Below are 15,870 nucleotides of genomic sequence, written 5' to 3' on the forward strand. Positions count from 1 at the left end.
CTCCTGGCGGTCGCCTTGTGCGCGGGGCGCGGTTCGTTTTGCTATGGCGGAGAAGGCGGACATAATGCAAATATCCAATTCCCCTAAGAGATATAACATTCCAGTATAAGTGTGCCGCGCGGATCGGAGGGCACGCTGGATCTCGGGCAGATGCGGTATTTCCTCGCCATCGTGGAAGAGGGGTCGTTCTCACGCGCGGCGGTCCGGGTTGGGGTCGCGCAGCCGGGCGCATGGGCTGCGCAAGATGCTCGAGGCCCGGCTGAGGGTGCAGCGAATCGCGCCGCACCCTGCGATCGAGGTGGACAGCTATGGCAGCATCAAGCGGCTGATCGAAAGCGGCTATGGCTGCTCGGTCCTGCCGTTCCACTCGGTGGCCGAAGAGGCCCGGGACGGACGCCTCACCGTGCGCCGCTTTGCCCGGCCGCGGCTGTGGCGCGGCGCCTATCTCGCCCAGGCCACCGCGCGCCGTAAAGCCCGTGCCGCCAGCGTGGTGGGCGCGATTTTGAAGGATCTGGTGCAGGAGCTGATCGACGCGCGCATCTGGGCCGGAGCCCGCCGCCCGGGGGCCACGGGCAAGGGCGGTCAGGCCGGCCAAAGGTGACGTAAGGTAAAGTGGTGGCAGGCGACCCCGCTCTGCGGTATAGAGCGCGCCACCGCGGGGCCTGCGTCCGGCGGTTCCGACAGCGATAGGGTATGACCCGCCATGAACATGCGACCCCGGACCCGCTCCGCCGCTCTGGCCGTTCCTGCGCCGGCAGGTGGGCTGATCCTGCAGCAGATCTCGCTGCGGCTGGGCGGCCGGCAGGTGCTGGACGGCGTGAGCCTGACCGCCGCCGAGAGGCGCATCGGCATCGTCGGGCGCAACGGGTCGGGCAAGACCACGCTGGCTCGCGTGATGGCCGGGCTGATCGCGCCGGACGATGGCCGGGCCGAGGTCTGCGGCATCGACGTGGCCAGGGACCGGCGCGGCGCGCTGGGCGCGGTGGGCATCCTGTTCCAGAACCCGGATCACCAGATCATCTTTCCGACGGTGGAGGAGGAGATCGCCTTTGGCTTGACCCAGATGGGCCGCTCCCGGGCCGAGGCGGCGGCGGCCACCCGCGCCATGCTCGACCGCTTCGGCAAGGGGCACTGGGCCGGGGCGGCGACCCATAGCCTGTCGCAAGGGCAAAAACAGCTGGTCTGCCTGATGGCGATCCTGGTGATGGAGCCGGGGCTGATCGTGCTGGACGAGCCGTTTTCCGGTCTCGACATCGCCACGCGGATGCAGCTCATGCGCTGTCTCGATGCGGTCGAGGCCACGGTTGCGCTGATCACCCATGACCCGGAGCCGCTGACCGGGTTCGACCGGGTGATCTGGCTCGAGGGCGGCAAGGTGATCGGTGACGGCCCGCCGGACCAGGTGCTGGACCGGTTCGGGCGGCAAATGCGGATCTGGGGGGGACAGGATGATCTCTCTGACCTGCCCGGTTGAGACCTGGGCCCACCGGCGGCCCGCCGGGTTGAAGCTGGCGGCGTTGTCGCTGGCCACCGCGCTGCTGTTCGCGACCGACCGCCCGGCGATCCTGGGTGCTGCCGTTCTCGGCGTGGCGGCGCTCTATCTCAGCGGCGGCGCCGGATTCTTTCGCGCCGGGCTGAGCAACCTGCGCCTTTTGTGGCCGTTCCTCGTGCTGATCGCGCTCTGGCACGGGCTGTCAGGCCAGATCGCGGCGGGGCTGGCGGTGGCGCTGCGGCTGGTGGCGGCGCTGGCGCTGGCCAATTTCGTGACGATGACAACGCGGCTGTCGGACATGATCGAGGTGCTGAGCCTGCTGCTCGCCCCGTTTCGTCGCCTCGGCCTCTCGACCCGGGCGCTGGAGCTGTCGATTGCGCTGGTCATCCGCTTTACCCCCTCGATCGCCGACAAGGGGCGGCTGCTCGGCCTCTCGTGGCGCGCCCGCTCGCCGCGGCGTCCGGGCTGGCGCATCGTCATGCCGATGGCCGCGCTTGCCATCGACGACGCCGAACAGGTGGCCGAGGCCCTTCGTGCGCGCGGCGGGCTGGAGCCGCCCGGCGCCAGATAATCACCAACCAAAGGGAACACTGTACAAATGGAACGCAATATTACCCTGATCGCGCTGTTCGCCGCGCTGATCGCCGGTCTCGGGCTGATCCCGAAACTGACCCTCGCCTTCGGCGTGCCGATCTCGGCGCAGAGCATGGGCGTCATGCTCTGCGGCACCATCCTTGGTGCCCGGCGCGGCGCGCTGGCGGTGCTTCTGTTCCTGGCGCTGGTCGCCCTCGGCCTGCCGCTTCTGGCCGGCGGGCGCGGCGGGCTCGGCGTCTTTGCCGGACCGACGGTCGGCTTTCTCGTCGGCTGGCCGGTCGCCGCCTTTGTCACCGGGCTGATCGTCGAGCGCTGGCGCGCCGGCGCGCTGGCGCTGACGGCCTCGGTCGCCTCGGTCATCGGCGGGATCGCGGTGCTCTATGCCTTCGGGGTGGCCGGAATGGCGATCATGCTCGACAAGACGCTGGTCGAGTCCGCCCTGCTGGTGACCATCTTCATCCCCGGCGACGTGATCAAGGCGGTTCTGGCCGGGCTTATCACCGCCACGCTGGCCAGAACGCGCCCGGCCAGCGTGCTGTCGCGCGGCTGAACCTCATCCGGTCACGCCGGGCCGGCCGCCCGGCGTGACCGCTCTGTCCTTTTTTGCGGCTGCGGTGCGACCCGGCCGAGGCGCGGCCGGCGATCGGTCCCGACGCCTCAGGTGCCCTTGAAATAGGCCTGGGTGCCGCGCGCCTCGACGGATTCGGCGATCCGGCGCAGCCCGTGGATATAGGCCGCCTCGCGCATCGATATATCCATCTCGTTGTGCAGCGCCCAGACCGCCTGGGTCTCGGTGGCCATGGTGGCTTTGAGATGATCGCGCACCCGCGAGCCGTCCCAGTAGAAGCCCGAGCGGTTCTGCACCCATTCCAGATGCGACACCGTCACGCCGCCCGAATTGGCCAGGATGTCGGGCACGATGATATGCCCCTCCGCGGTCAGGGCGGCGTCGGCGTCCGGCGTAACCGGGCCGTTGGCCATCTCCAGGATGATCCGCGCCTTGATCCGGCCGGCGTTCTCCATGGTGATCTGCCGTTCCAGCGCGGCGGGCACCAGCACGTCGCAGTCAAGCTCCAGCAGCTCCGCATTGCTGATCTCTCGGGTCTCGCCGTGGCCCTTGGCGCCCAGAATGCTGCCGTTCTGCTGCTTGTGCTCCATCACCGCCAGCGGGTCGATCCCCTCGGGGTCGTGGATCGCACCGCCGGAATCGCTGACCGCGATGATGCGGTAGCCGTCCGCGTGCAGCAGCTTGGCGCAGTGAAAGCCGACGTTGCCGAACCCCTGGATCGCCACCGTTGCCTTGGCCGGATCGAGGGTCAGCGAGGCCTCCAGATGGCGCAGCGCGAAATAGCCGCCGCGCGCGGTCGCGTCGATGCGCCCGGCGGTGCCGCCAAAGGCGATCGGCTTGCCGGTGATCGCGGTCGGCAGCGGCTCTCCGGTGATCGAGGCGTATTCGTCCGACATCCAGGCCATGACGATGCCGTTTGTGTACATATCGGGCGCCATAATGTCCCGATCCGGTCCGATGAAGGCCGAGAACGCCTCGATATAGGCGCGGCTCAGGCGCTCCAGCTCGGTCGGCGACAGCGCCTTGGTATCGACGCAGACGCCGCCCTTGCCACCGCCAAAGGGCAGGTTGGCCACCGCGCATTTGAAGGTCATCCAGAACGCCAGCGTCTGGATCTCGTCCAGCGAGACATTGGGGTGAAACCGCACGCCGCCCTTGGTCGGCCCGCGCCGGTCGTTATAGCGGCAGCGCCAGGCCGGAAAGGCGCGGCGGCAGCCGTCGTCCATCCGGATCAGCAGGGTGACCGCGAGCGTCTCGCGCGGCGATTTCAGCTCTTCGAAGACATCGGGGTGGATGTTGAGCTGCTCGCAGGCCAGACGCAGGTTGGCGCGCGCCTTGTCCAGCATCGCGCCGTTGGTTGCCACGGGGGTCTGCGGGACTGCCACTTCGGTCGTCATCGCCTGTCGCTCCTTTGTCCGATCCTGCGCCTGCGTCTCTCCGCGCCAGTGTTAGGCGAGTTTTCCGTTCCGGTCCATCGCGCGCTTTGTCCCGCACCGCCGCCGCGAGGCTCCCGGGCGGCCGGTGCGGATCCTGGAGGCAGGCCCCGCATCGGCAGGGCGGGCGGGTTTTCCGCACTGCGGCAATCCGGGGCTGGATTCCCGGGCCGATCCCTGATTGACTTGGCAGGACCGCGGGGCGCCGGACAGGCACGGACCCCGGCACCTGCGGGACCCTGGCGGAGCGTGCATGAACACAGATCTGCGACAATCCGAGCCTGCGCAAGACGCCGACAGCCGGCCGGGCGTCCGCGCCCGGGTCATCCGTATCTCCGGTCAGGTGATCGAGCTGGCGCTGGACGGCCCGCCGCCCCGGTCGCAGGATCTGTTCATCGGCATCGACGATCCGCAACTGCGGGTCGAACTGGCCGCCTTTCCCTCCGAAGGGGTGGCGCGCGCGCTGATCCTGTCGGCGGGTGAGCCGGTCAGGCTGGGCGCGCGGCTGCGCGGCACCGGCGGCGGGATGCAGGTGCCGGTCGGGCGGGCGACGCTGGGGCGGATGCTCAACCTCTTCGGCGAGGTGATCGACGGCGGTGCGCCGCTCGACTCCGCGCCGCGCCGTCCGATCCGCAACGCGCCGCCGCCGCTGAAGCACCGGCGCACCCATTCGGAGATCTTCGAGACCGGGATCAAGGCCATCGACCTGCTGTGTCCCATCGAGCGGGGCGGCAAGGCCGGGCTGTTCGGCGGCGCCGGGGTGGGCAAGACCGTGCTGATCGCCGAGATGATCTATAACATGTCGGGCGCCTATCAGGGGGTCAGCCTGTTCATCGGCATCGGCGAACGCTCGCGCGAGGCCGAGGAGTTCCACCGCGAGATGGACGAGGCCGGGGTGCTGGACAACACCGTGATGGTGTTCGGCCAGATGAACGAACGCCCGGCGGTGCGGTTCCGGGTTGGTCATGCGGCGATGTCGATCGCCGAGCATTTCCGCGACGAGCTGAACACCGACGTGCTGGTGCTGATCGACAATATCTATCGTTTCGTCCAGGCCGGGGCCGAGGTTTCGGGCCTCCTGGGGCAGCTCCCCTCGCGGGTGGGTTACCAGCCCTCGCTCGGCACCGATATCGCCGAGCTTGAGGAGCGGATCTGTTCCACCGCCTCGGGCGCGCTGACCTCGATCCAGGCGGTTTACGTTCCGGCCGACGATTTCACCGACCCGGCGGCGACCCATGTGTTCGGGCATCTGTCCTCCTCCATCGTGCTGTCGCGCAAGCGCGCGGCGCAGGGGCTCTACCCGGCGGTCGATCCGCTTGAATCGGCGTCCAAGATGCTGACCCCCTCGGTTGCCTCTGGCCGCCACCTGGGGGTGGCGCGGGCGGTGCGCCGGACGCTGGCCGATTACGAGGGGCTCAAGGACGTGATCGCCATGCTGGGGCTGGAACAGCTTTCGGTCGAGGACCGCCGCACCGTCGCCATCGCCCGGCGGCTGGAGCGGTTCCTGACCCAGCCGTTCCGCGCCACCGAACGGTTCACCACCGCCAAGGGGCGCCGGGTGACGCTGGACGACACGCTGGAGGGCTGCGAGCAGATCCTCGCCGGTGCCTTCAACGACCGTCCCGAGCGGGCGCTTTATATGATCGGGGCCATCGATGAGGCGGAGGAGGGATCATGACGATGCCGCCGGACAGCATGGCGCTGGAGCTCTCCGTTCCGGGGAGCGACCTGGTCAACGCCACGGTGCGCAAACTGGCCGCAGAGGGGGCGCAGGGCGCCTTCGTGCTGCTGCCGCGCCATATCGACATGGTCGCCGCGCTGAAGCCGGGGCTACTGTCCTATGTGGACATGCAGGGTCAGGAGCATTTCCTCGGCATCGACGAGGGCACGCTGGTCAAATGCGGCCGCGATGTGCGGGTGGCGGTGCTGGGCGCCTTCGTCAGCGACGATCTGGCCAGCCTGCGGGACGAGGTGGCGCGCCAGTTCCTGACGCTGGACGACAGCGAACGCGCGGCGCGCACCGCGCTGGCGCGGCTGGAGGCCGGGGCGATCCGCGGCATGATGGAGTTCGAGCGATGACGCGCGGCGAGGGGGGCGCCGACGGGCTGGAGCGGACCATCGCCCGCAAGGCCCGGCAGCATGTCCGCGCCCGGCGCGAGGGGCGGCACACGGTCTGGTTCGGGGTCGGCATGTTCGGGCTGGTGGGCTGGGCCGTCGCGGTGCCGACGCTGGCCGGCGTGGCGTTGGGCCGCTGGCTGGATGCCCGGTTCGCCGATGGCCCGTCCTGGACCATCATGGGGCTGCTGGCGGGGGTGGCGCTGGGCTCGCTGAATGCCTGGTGGTGGGTGCGCCGAACCGGGTTGCGGCAGGACTATGCGGCGGATGATGTGGAAAACGATGTAAAGGAGACCGGGGATGACGGCTGACAATTTGCTCGACCTTGCGCTGGGCGCGATCACCGGCGCGGCGCTGGGCGCGCTGCACATGATCTGGCTGTGGCGCGCCTCAAGGCAGTTGCGCCCGGACGGGACCGGGGCGCTGACATTGGTCGGCGGCGCGGTGCTGCGGCTGGCTCTGGTGCTGGCGGGGTTCGCCGGGCTCCTGGCGCTGGCGACGCAGCCGGCGCTGGCGCTGGCGGGCGCGCTTGCCGGTTTCACGCTGGTCCGCGCGGCCGCGGTGCGCCGGGCGCGGCGGGGATAGGGCCATGCAGATCACACCGGACAGCCAGATCGTCTTTTCCCTGCCGCTGGGCGCGCTGGGCGTCTGGGACATCCCTGCCACCATCGTCAACACCTGGATCGTGATGGCGGTGCTGGTGATCGGCGGGCGCATCGCCACCTGGCGCACCGACCGGCCCGGCCCGGCGGCGACGCCGCTGTCGCGCTGGCGCATCGGGGTCGAGATGGTGATCGAGATGATCCGCGCCCAGATCCGCGAGATCGGCGGCGGCGACCCGGGCCGCTACCTGCCATTCATCGGCACGCTGTTCCTGTTCTCGCTGGTGTCCAACCTGATGGGGGTGATCCCGGGCTTTCTGTCACCCACAGGCTCGCTCTCGACCACCGTGGCGCTGGCGCTTTGCGTGCTGGTGGCGGTGCCGATCTATGGCATCGCCGACAACGGGCTGCTGGGCTATCTGCGCCGCTATTTCGAACCCACGCCGCTGATGGCCCCCTTCAACGTCATCGGCGAGCTGTCGCGCACCATCGCGCTGGCTGTGCGGCTTTACGGCAATGTCATGAGCGGGACGGTCGTCGTCGCCGTTCTGCTTGCGGTGGTGCCGTTCTTTTTTCCAGTCCTGCTGCAGCTTCTGGGGCTGCTGACCGGGGTCGTGCAGGCCTATATCATCGCGGTGCTGGCGATGGTCTATATCGCCTCGGCCAGCGGCGAAGAGCCGGGCGCGGCCGAGAACCAGATACACCGCAAGGAAACCGGCGCGTGACGCGCCCGAACCCGAAAGGACGGATCGCATGGATGCACTGACCCTGATCGCCACCGTTTCGATCATCACCGCCGGGCTGACCATCGCCATCGGCTCGATCGGCCCCGCGCTGGGCGAGGCGCGCGCGGCGGCGCAGGCGCTGCAGGCCATCGCGCAGCAACCCGACGAGGCCAATACCATCACCCGGACGCTGTTCGTCAGCCTCGCGATGATCGAGTCGACGGCGATCTACTGTTTCGTGGTGGCGATGATCCTGCTTTTCGCCAACCCGTTCTGGACCTGGGCGATCGAGGCGGCGGCACAGGCAGCGGGCGCGGGGGGCTGACCGGTGCAGATCGACTGGCTGACGGTCGCGGCGCAGATCGTGAACTTTCTGGCGCTGGTGCTGCTGTTGCGCTGGGCGCTCTACCGGCCGCTGGCGCGCGCGCTCGCGGCGCGGGCCGAGGCGGTGCGCCAGCGCCTGGACGAGGCCGAGGCGGCGCGGGCCGGGGCCGAGGCCGCCGCCATCGCCCATACCGAGGCGGTGCTGGCGCTGGAACAGTCGCGCGAGGTCCGGCTGGAGCGCGCCGAGCAGGAGGCCGAGGCGAAACGCGCCGAACTGGTCGAGGCCGCCAAGGCCGAGCTGGCGGCGCGCCGGGCCGCCTGGCAGGCGCAGCTGGAGGATGAGAGAGCCGCCTTTCTCGACCGGTTGCGGCTCCGCGCCGGCGCCGGCTTTGTCCGCATGGCGCGCAATATCCTGGCCGAGATGGCCGATCAGGATCTGGTCGACCGCATGGCGCAGACCTTTGCCGGCCGCCTTGCCGGGCTGGAGGCGGCCGACCGCGCCCGATTGCGGGCCGCCGCCGATGCCGGCAAGCGGCCTGAGATCCTGTCGTCGCTGCCGCTGTCCGATGCCGCCCGGCGCAAGGTCGCGGCGGCGGTGGGCGGTCTGTTGGGCGGTCCGGCCGAGCCGGTCTTTGCCGAGGATGCCGATCTGTCCTGCGGGCTGGTGCTGCGGCTCGGATCGCAGCGGGTGGGCTGGACCATCGCCGAGCATCTGGACCGCTTTGCGCAGGACGTCGAGCAACTGCTCGACGCTAGCGGCGGCAAGGGGGACGGATGACGCTGAAGGATCTGGCAGACAACCTGTTCGACCGGCTTGACCACGCGGCCGGGCGTCCCGTCGATCTGTCGCGTCAGGAGCGGGGCGCGGTCAGCCGCGTGCTGCACGGGGTGGTGGAGGTCACGGGGTTCCACGAGGCGCTGTCGGACGAGGTGATCGAATTCGACGGCGGCGCCAGCGGTCTCGCGCTGGATCTGGTGCCGGGGAAGGCCGGGGTGGTTCTGTTGCGCGATCCGCAGGGGCTGCGCCCGGGGCAGGGGGCGCGGCGCACCGGGCGGGTGGCCTCGGTCCCGGTGGGCGAGGCGCTGCTGGGCCGGGTGGTGGATCCGCTCGGCGTGCCGCTGGACGACGGGCCGCCGCCGGCCGCCGCGCGGCTGTCCCCGATCGAGGCGCCGGCGCCCCGGATCATGGACCGCGCGCCGGTGACCCGGCCGCTCCAGACCGGCATCAAGGCGGTCGATGCGCTGGTGCCGATCGGCCGCGGCCAGCGCGAGCTGATCGTCGGCGACCGCCAGACCGGCAAGACCGCGGTGGCGGTGGACACCATCCTCAACCAGATCGGCAGCGGCGTGATCTCGGTCTATTGCGCCATCGGTCAGCGCGGCGACGCCACCGCGCGGGTGATCGCCCGGCTGCGGGCGGCGGGGGCGATGGAAAACTGCGTCGTCGTGGTCGCCGGCGGCGAAGAGCCTGCCGGGCTGCAATATATCGCCCCGTTTGCCGCCACCGCCATCGCCGAGGGGTTCATGCGCGCCGGCCGCGATGTGCTGATCGTCTTTGACGACCTGACCCGCCATGCCCGCGCCTATCGCGAGCTGTCGCTGCTGTTGCGCCGCCCGCCGGGCCGCGAGGCCTATCCGGGCGATATCTTCTATCTGCATTCGCGGCTGCTGGAGCGCGCCACGCAGCTGCGCGAAAGCGCCGGCGGCGGCTCGCTCACCGCGCTGCCGATCATCGAGACCCAGGCGCAGAACCTCTCGGCCTATATCCCCACCAATCTGATCTCGATCACCGACGGGCAGATCTATCTTTCGCCGATGCTGGTCCGGCGCGGCCAGATGCCGGCGGTCGATGTGGGCCGCTCGGTGTCGCGCGTCGGGGGTAAGGCGCAACTGGCCGGCTACCGCGCCGTGGCGGGACCGCTGAAACTGGCCTATGCGCAGTTCGAGGAACTGGAATCCTTCGCCCGCTTCGGTGCCAAGCTCGACGAGGACACCCGCGCCCAGCTCGCCCGCGGCCGCGCCGTGCGCGAGGCCCTCAAGCAGGACGAGGGCGAGCCGATCGGAGTGGCGAGCCAGATCGCGCTGCTGCTGGCGGTGTCCGAGGGGCTGCTCGACGGCTTTGCGCTGTCCTATTTCGGCCCCGTGGCCGAGGCGGTGATGGCGGCAGTCGCGGAATCGCCGGCCGCACAGGACGTCGCCCGCGGCCTGCCGCTGGAAGGGGCGCGGCGGGCGGAATTGCTGGCGGTGATCCGCGCCGCGCTGCAAGAGGTGCAGGATGGACACGCTTGAGGATCTGGGCCGCCACATCGAGGTGGCGGAAGACCTGCAATCGGTGGTCCGCACCATGAAGGCGATCTCGGCCGTCGGCATCCGCCGGCACGAGGCCGCCGAATGGGCGATGCGGCAGTATCTGGAAACGGTCGAGATGGGCCTGCAGGTGGCCCTGCGTGCGGGGCCTGCGGCAACGCTCACGCCTGAGGGTGGCGGCGGCGATGGCGAGGTCGGCGTGGTTCTGATCGGATCGGAAATCGGTCTTTGCGGCGGCTTCAATGAACGGCTTGTCTCTTTCGCGCTGGACCGGCTGTCCGCCGCCGGGATCGCGGTCGGGCGGCGGCGGCTGCTGATCGTCGGCAGCCGCGCCGAGGCCAGTTGGGGTGCGGCGGGCGGCGAGCCGCCGGCGCATCTGCAGCAGGCCCCCGCCACGGTCGAGGCGCTGGCGGGCACGGTCAACTCCGTGCTGACCCGGCTCGATCATTGGCGTGCGGGCGGTGTGGCGCGCCTGGGGCTGTTTCACCAGCAGATGGGCGGCCCCGAGGGCAGCGCGCCGGTCGAGGTGCGGCTGTTGCCAATCGACCCGGACTGGCTGAAACGTCTGGGTGCGCGCCGCTGGCCGTCGCGGCGGCTGCCGGTTTGCCAGGGGCCGGTCGGCGCGGTGACGCGCGGCCTGATCCGGCAATTGCTGTTCGCCCGCGTCTTTGGCGCGGTCCTGCAATCGCGCGCCGCCGAACATGCCGAGCGTCTGACCGCCATGCAGGCCGCCGAGCGCAGCATCGGCGACAAGATCGACGAGCTGCGCAAGACCCACCAGCTGCTGCGCCAGCAGGTCATCACCGCCGAGCTTCTGGACATCATCGGCGGTTACGAGGCCGCCGCGCGGCGCCCCGGGGACGAGGGTTTCGCCGGGGCGTGAGGCCGCAACCTCCGCCGCGCCGCAGCAGGGATGCCGCGGGCCGGAGCCGGCGGATGCCAGGGCCGGCCAGGAAATTTTCTTGCGCGCATTTTTAAATGATGAAACAAATGGCAAAATGTCCAATATTTTTGCGCAAGGATAACGATGGTCTTCGGACGGGACGCCAGAGAGGATGAAACCGTTGTGGCCATGCTGGCCTCGGCGGTGCGGCGCGATATATCCTTCGGCGCGTTGCAGCCGAACCAGAAGCTCAAGATCGAGGAACTGCGCCAGCGCTATGGCGGGTCGAACCATTCGATGCGCGAAACCCTGCGGATGCTCAGCGCCGAGGGGCTGGTGGAGGCCACCGCGCAGCGCGGCTTTCGCGTCACCTCGGCGACCGAGGACGATCTGCGCGACATCCTCATGGTCCGTGCCGAGATCGAGAAACTGGCGCTGGGCCTGGCCATCGCCCATGGCACCGTCGCCTGGGAGGGACGCGTGATCGCCGCCCACCATGCCCTGCGCAAGGCCGAAGAGGCGGTGCAGACCACCCCCGACGATCTGACCGCGCTGGAATGGGACGAGGCCTGCCGCGCCTTTTCGGCCACTCTGATCGAGGCCTGCGGCAGCCCGCGCCTGACCGATCTGCAGCGCAAGTTCTTTGACCAGAGCCGGCGGTTCCGGCTGGCGCTGCTGCGCGAGGGGATGCTGGATTTCGGCGCCCGCGAGACGCGGCAAAAGGCGCTGCTGGATGCCGTTCTGGCCCGGGACGCGGGAACCGCGATCGCGGCGCTGGAGCAGGAAATCGAAGCCGAACTCAGATCCGGGGGCGAGTCCCCTGAAACTGCGACCGATCAATAGGGAGGAAACCATGATCACACTGAACCGCCGCAAGGCACTGGCCCTGATGGGGGGCACCGTCGCCGCATCGGCCCTGGCCGCCCCGGCCATCGCCGCCAACCGCAAGATCAAGGTGGGCGCGCTGCGCTTCACCTCGCATTCGGGCAGCTTCATCGCCGTCGAGCGCGGCTATTTCGCCGAGGCCGGGCTGGATGTGGAACTGACCTTCTTCCAGGCCGCGCAGCCGATGGCGGTGGCCATCGCCAGCGGCGACATCGACTATGCCGTCACCGCGATCTCGGGGGGGCTGATCTCGCTGGCGCAGAAGGGCGCGATCAAGGTGATCGGCGGCGCGCTGGCCGAGGAAGAGGGCATCGACGGCCAGCAGATCCTGGTCTCCGACGCCGCGTTCCAGGCCGGGATCGACCACCCGTCGAAACTGAACGGCAAGAGCTACGGCGTCACCCAGACCGGCTCGTCGTTCCATTACGTCGGCTCGCAGATCGCCAAGGCCGAGGGGATCGAGCTGTCGTTCAAGCCGCTGCAAAAGGTCGGCGCGGTGATCGGCGCGCTGAAGTCGGGCCAGATCGACGCCTGGAACATCGTGCCCCATATCGCCAAGCCGCTGGCCGGCTCGGGCGCGGTGCACATCATCGGCGCGGTGCAGGATTATATCCCGAACTATCAGGTCACCACCGTCTTTACCTCGGCCAAGAACGCCGCCGACGAGCGGGCGACGACGGAAAACTTCCTCGCCGGGTTCTCCAGGGGCGTCGATGACTACAACAGCGCGATGATCGACAAATCCGGTGGCGAGGCCGGCGTGAACGAGATGGTCGATCTGATTCACAAATATGTCTACACCGACCGCCCGCGCGAAAAGGCGGCACCGTCGATCATCAACGGCACCATGCGCCTGAACAAGAACGCCGCGCTGAACATCACCTCGGTCAAGGATCAGCTCGACTGGTTCAAGGCCGAGGGGCTGGTCGACGGCTCGGTCACCATGGAGACGCTGGTCGATCCCTCCTACGTCGAGACCATCGGCTGAACCATGCCCATTTTCCGGGGCGCGGCGCGATCCGCGCCCCGGATCTGATTTCGGAGACTGCAATGGACATCAGGCTGGAGGCGATCAGCCATTCCTACAAGGAATTTGAGGTGTTGCGCGACATCACCCTCGACATTCCGGCGGGAAAGATCGTGTGTATCGTCGGCCCCTCGGGCTGCGGAAAATCCACGTTGCTAAGGCTGATCGGCGGGCTTGAACGGCCCGGATCGGGCCGCATCCTTCAGGTTGGCGCACCGCCCGAGAACTGTCTCAATCCTCTGACCTACATATTCCAGGATTTCGCCCTGCTGCCCTGGCGCAGCGTGCGCGGCAATATCTCGCTGGTGCTCGAGGATCACCGTATCCGGGGCGCTGAGGCGCAACGCATCATCGACGACGTGCTGGCGCGCACCAAGCTGACCGATTTCGCCGCCGCGCTGCCGAAACAGCTGTCCGGCGGCATGAAGCAGCGGGTGGCCATCGCCCGCGCGCTGGCAGTGAACCCCGCCGTCATGCTGATGGACGAGCCGCTCTCGGCGCTGGACAGCCAGACGCGCGAGCTGTTGATGGACGATCTGGTCAGCCTGTGGACCCGCCAGCCGTTCACCGCGGTCTATGTCACCCACAACCTGCACGAGGCGGTGCGGCTGGGCCATTCCATCGTCGTGCTGTCCCGCCGCCCGGGCCGAATCTGCGAGATCGTGCAGATCGACACCCCGCTGGAGGCGCGCCAGATGGGCGATCCCGACCTCGACATGAAACAGAAATACCTGTGGCAACTGATGCGCGACGAGGCCCGCGCGGCGGATGCGGAGCTGCTCAATGTCTGATGTCTCGCTGACTCCGCCGGCCGCCGGCGCCGCCCCGACCCGGACCATCGCCTTTCGCGGCGGCGGTTTTGCCCCCCGCTCGCACCGCTGGATCGGCATGGCGGTCTTCGTGGTGCTGATCCTGATCGCCGAATGGGGCACGCGGACCGGCTGGATCACCGCCCTGACGCTGCCGCGCCCGTCGGATGTGCTGAAAACATTCGGCGAGCTTTACAGCTCGGGCCTGCTCTTAAAACATCTGGGTCCGTCGCTGTCGCGGCTTGCCGTGGGCGCGGCGCTGGGCGCCAGCGTGGGCGTCTGCGTTGGCATCCTGATCGGGCTCTTCTCCTACATCCGTTCGGGTCTCGTGCCGCTGGTCGCGGCGCTGTTCCCGATCCCCAAGATCGCGCTGCTGCCGCTGTTCGTGATCTGGTTCGGCATCGGCGAGGGATCGAAATACGCGCTGATCGCTTTTGGCACGTTTACCCCCACGGTGGTCGCCACCTATGGTGCCGTGGACAACGTCGACCGCACGCTGATCCGCATGGGCCAAAGCTTCGGGCTGTCCTGGTTCTCGATCGTGCGCAAGATCGTGCTGCCGGGGGCGATGCCCGGCATTCTGTCGGGGCTGCGCATCAGCCTGGCGATCGCCATCATCCTGCTGGTCGCCGCCGAGATGCTGGGCGCCGAGTACGGCATCGGCGCCTATATCCTTCAGGCCGGCTCGCTCTATGATCTCGAGCGTCTGTTCGCCGGGGTGGTGATCCTGTCGCTGCTGGGGGTGCTGGTCAGTACCGTGATCGGCGCCATCGAACGCCGCGTGCTGGGGTGGAGAACATGAGCATGGGCGATTACGACGTGATCGTCGCGGGCGGCGGCACCGCCGGCACCGCCGCCGCCATCGCCAGCGCCCGCGCCGGGGCGAAGACCCTGCTGCTGGAGCGGCACGGCTGCCTGGGCGGCGCGGCGACGATGCGCAACGTGCTGACCTTCTGCGGGCTCTACACCCTGGGCGAGACGCCGCAGATGGCGGTGGGCGGCATCGGGGCCGAGGTGATCGCGCGGTTGCGCGCCCGTGGCGCGGTGACCCCGCCGCAGCGTTTTCGCGGCGTTTTCGCCGTGTTCGATCCCGAGGCGTTGAAGCGCGTCTTTGACGAGATGGCGACAGAGGCAGGGGTCGATCTGCGCTTTGGCGCCCTTGTCACCGGCGCGGCGCGTGACGGCGACCGGATGTCCGGGCTGACTGTTGCCGATCATGGCGGCTCGCACCAGGTTGCCGCGCGCGCCTTTGTCGATTGCACGGGCGAGGGCGACCTGGCCGCCCTTGGCGGTGCCGCCACCCGGTATGGCAACGACGGCGCGGTCAATCTCGGCACGCTGGGCACACGGTTCGGCGGCATCCCCGCGGGGGTCACCATCACCGCCGACCAGATCGCCGCGGCGGTGGCGGCGCAGGGGTTTGCCCCCGGCAGGGTGACCAAGGACCGCTGCGTCATCGTGCGGGTGCCGGTGTCGGGCGACATGGTGCTCTATCTCGCCTCGGCCGACTACGACCCGCGCGACGCCCTGTCGCTCAGCCGGGCCGAGGTCGACGCGCGGCGGCAGGCCTGGGCCTATCTCGACGCGATCCGCACCATTCCCGGCTGCGAAACCGCCTATCTCGCCTCGACCGGCCCGGAGATCGGCACGCGGGAGTCGCGGCATCTGACCTGCCGCCACCATCTGACCTGGGACGAGATCGCCGCGCGCAAGGACTTCGACGACTGCATCGCGCTGGGTGCCTGGGGGGCGGAGTGGCATGATCGCGCCGACTTCAAGAGCAGCTTCGACTACCCGCCGGGGAAGTCGGCCTATGAGATCCCGCTGGGCTGCCTGCACTCGGTCGATACCCCCAACCTGTTTTGCGCCGGGCGGCTGGCCGACGGCGACCGCAAGGCGGGGGCGGCGATCCGGGTGATGGGCACCGCCATGGCCACCGGCCAGGCCGCCGGCATCGCCGCCGCGCTCACGGCGCACGGTCGGTTCGCGCCGGAGGCTGTGCGCGACACCCTGCGCGCATCGGGCGCGCTGCTGGAGGTCGAGGCGTTGCAGCCGGCCTGAGGCCCCCTTGACAGCAGGGGGGGCAAATCGGTGTTCTGCGCAGGC

19 protein-coding genes are annotated in these 15,870 nt (G+C 69.3%); 18 read left to right on the plus strand and 1 reads right to left on the minus strand.

Annotation, left to right across the window (positions count from 1 at the left end; translation table 11 throughout):
• Window positions 1-208: 208 nt before the first annotated feature.
• The 4 genes from E1832_RS09745 to E1832_RS09760 all read left to right on the plus strand — a co-directional run bounded on the left by E1832_RS09745 (window position 209) and on the right by E1832_RS09760 (window position 2,636).
• On the plus strand, window positions 209-601 hold the full coding sequence (locus E1832_RS09745; protein WP_245513928.1) for a LysR substrate-binding domain-containing protein: 393 nt from the start codon (window positions 209-211) through the stop codon (window positions 599-601).
• 108 nt (window positions 602-709) lie between these two features.
• Complete coding sequence (locus E1832_RS09750) at window positions 710-1,474, plus strand: energy-coupling factor ABC transporter ATP-binding protein (RefSeq protein ID WP_425358966.1); 765 nt, start codon at window positions 710-712, stop codon at window positions 1,472-1,474.
• Window positions 1,449-2,063 carry an energy-coupling factor transporter transmembrane component T family protein gene (locus E1832_RS09755; protein WP_133359558.1) on the plus strand — a complete coding sequence of 205 codons (615 nt, stop codon included), beginning with the start codon at window positions 1,449-1,451 and terminating at the stop codon, window positions 2,061-2,063. The genes E1832_RS09750 and E1832_RS09755 overlap by 26 nt, the downstream gene beginning before the upstream one ends.
• A gap of 27 nt (window positions 2,064-2,090) precedes the next feature.
• Entirely contained in the window at window positions 2,091-2,636 is a 546-nt protein-coding gene (locus tag E1832_RS09760) for a biotin transporter BioY (RefSeq protein WP_133359559.1), read from the plus strand.
• Window positions 2,637-2,743: 107 nt separating this feature from the next.
• On the opposite strand, the gene E1832_RS09765 is transcribed toward E1832_RS09760, so the two are convergent.
• Entirely contained in the window at window positions 2,744-4,051 is a 1,308-nt protein-coding gene (locus E1832_RS09765) for a Glu/Leu/Phe/Val family dehydrogenase (protein WP_206021037.1), read from the minus strand.
• A gap of 289 nt (window positions 4,052-4,340) precedes the next feature.
• Here E1832_RS09765 and atpD point away from each other — a divergent pair, with 289 nt between their 5' ends.
• The 14 genes from atpD (at window position 4,341) to E1832_RS09835 (ending at window position 15,825) form a co-directional block, all read left to right on the plus strand.
• Window positions 4,341-5,765, plus strand: a complete 1,425-nt coding sequence (atpD, locus tag E1832_RS09770; RefSeq protein WP_133359560.1) for a F0F1 ATP synthase subunit beta — start codon at window positions 4,341-4,343, stop codon at window positions 5,763-5,765.
• A complete protein-coding gene (locus tag E1832_RS09775) occupies window positions 5,762-6,166 on the plus strand; it encodes an ATPase (RefSeq protein ID WP_206021038.1) in 405 nt (134 codons plus the stop codon). The genes atpD and E1832_RS09775 overlap by 4 nt, the downstream gene beginning before the upstream one ends.
• Entirely contained in the window at window positions 6,163-6,513 is a 351-nt protein-coding gene (locus tag E1832_RS09780) for an AtpZ/AtpI family protein (protein ID WP_133359561.1), read from the plus strand. The genes E1832_RS09775 and E1832_RS09780 overlap by 4 nt, the downstream gene beginning before the upstream one ends.
• The gene (locus E1832_RS09785) at window positions 6,503-6,787 is read left to right on the plus strand and encodes an N-ATPase subunit AtpR (RefSeq protein ID WP_133359562.1); all 285 of its coding nucleotides are present in this window, start codon (window positions 6,503-6,505) and stop codon (window positions 6,785-6,787) included. Before E1832_RS09780 ends, E1832_RS09785 begins: the two co-directional genes overlap by 11 nt.
• A gap of 4 nt (window positions 6,788-6,791) precedes the next feature.
• Window positions 6,792-7,529: a F0F1 ATP synthase subunit A gene (locus tag E1832_RS09790; protein ID WP_133359563.1), complete on the plus strand. Its 738-nt coding sequence runs from the start codon at window positions 6,792-6,794 to the stop codon at window positions 7,527-7,529.
• Between the two features lie 28 nt (window positions 7,530-7,557).
• Window positions 7,558-7,854: a F0F1 ATP synthase subunit C gene (locus E1832_RS09795; protein ID WP_133359564.1), complete on the plus strand. Its 297-nt coding sequence runs from the start codon at window positions 7,558-7,560 to the stop codon at window positions 7,852-7,854.
• 3 nt (window positions 7,855-7,857) lie between these two features.
• Window positions 7,858-8,631, plus strand: a complete 774-nt coding sequence (locus E1832_RS09800; RefSeq protein WP_133359565.1) for a F0F1 ATP synthase subunit B family protein — start codon at window positions 7,858-7,860, stop codon at window positions 8,629-8,631.
• Window positions 8,628-10,142: a F0F1 ATP synthase subunit alpha gene (locus E1832_RS09805; protein WP_133359566.1), complete on the plus strand. Its 1,515-nt coding sequence runs from the start codon at window positions 8,628-8,630 to the stop codon at window positions 10,140-10,142. Before E1832_RS09800 ends, E1832_RS09805 begins: the two co-directional genes overlap by 4 nt.
• On the plus strand, window positions 10,129-11,043 hold the full coding sequence (locus E1832_RS09810; protein WP_133359567.1) for a F0F1 ATP synthase subunit gamma: 915 nt from the start codon (window positions 10,129-10,131) through the stop codon (window positions 11,041-11,043). Before E1832_RS09805 ends, E1832_RS09810 begins: the two co-directional genes overlap by 14 nt.
• Before the next feature lie 144 nt (window positions 11,044-11,187).
• The gene (locus E1832_RS09815; protein ID WP_133359568.1) at window positions 11,188-11,886 is read left to right on the plus strand and encodes a GntR family transcriptional regulator; all 699 of its coding nucleotides are present in this window, start codon (window positions 11,188-11,190) and stop codon (window positions 11,884-11,886) included.
• Between the two features lie 10 nt (window positions 11,887-11,896).
• Window positions 11,897-12,916: an ABC transporter substrate-binding protein gene (locus E1832_RS09820; protein ID WP_165978851.1), complete on the plus strand. Its 1,020-nt coding sequence runs from the start codon at window positions 11,897-11,899 to the stop codon at window positions 12,914-12,916.
• A 62-nt stretch (window positions 12,917-12,978) separates the two neighbouring features.
• A complete protein-coding gene (locus E1832_RS09825; protein ID WP_133359569.1) occupies window positions 12,979-13,746 on the plus strand; it encodes an ABC transporter ATP-binding protein in 768 nt (255 codons plus the stop codon).
• Window positions 13,739-14,566: an ABC transporter permease gene (locus E1832_RS09830; RefSeq protein ID WP_133359570.1), complete on the plus strand. Its 828-nt coding sequence runs from the start codon at window positions 13,739-13,741 to the stop codon at window positions 14,564-14,566. The genes E1832_RS09825 and E1832_RS09830 overlap by 8 nt, the downstream gene beginning before the upstream one ends.
• A gap of 2 nt (window positions 14,567-14,568) precedes the next feature.
• A complete protein-coding gene (locus tag E1832_RS09835) occupies window positions 14,569-15,825 on the plus strand; it encodes an FAD-dependent oxidoreductase (protein WP_133359571.1) in 1,257 nt (418 codons plus the stop codon).
• The last annotated feature ends 45 nt before the right edge of the window (window positions 15,826-15,870 follow it).

Origin of the sequence: Antarcticimicrobium luteum (assembly GCF_004358185.1) — a bacterium.
Taxonomy (GTDB): domain Bacteria; phylum Pseudomonadota; class Alphaproteobacteria; order Rhodobacterales; family Rhodobacteraceae; genus Antarcticimicrobium; species Antarcticimicrobium luteum.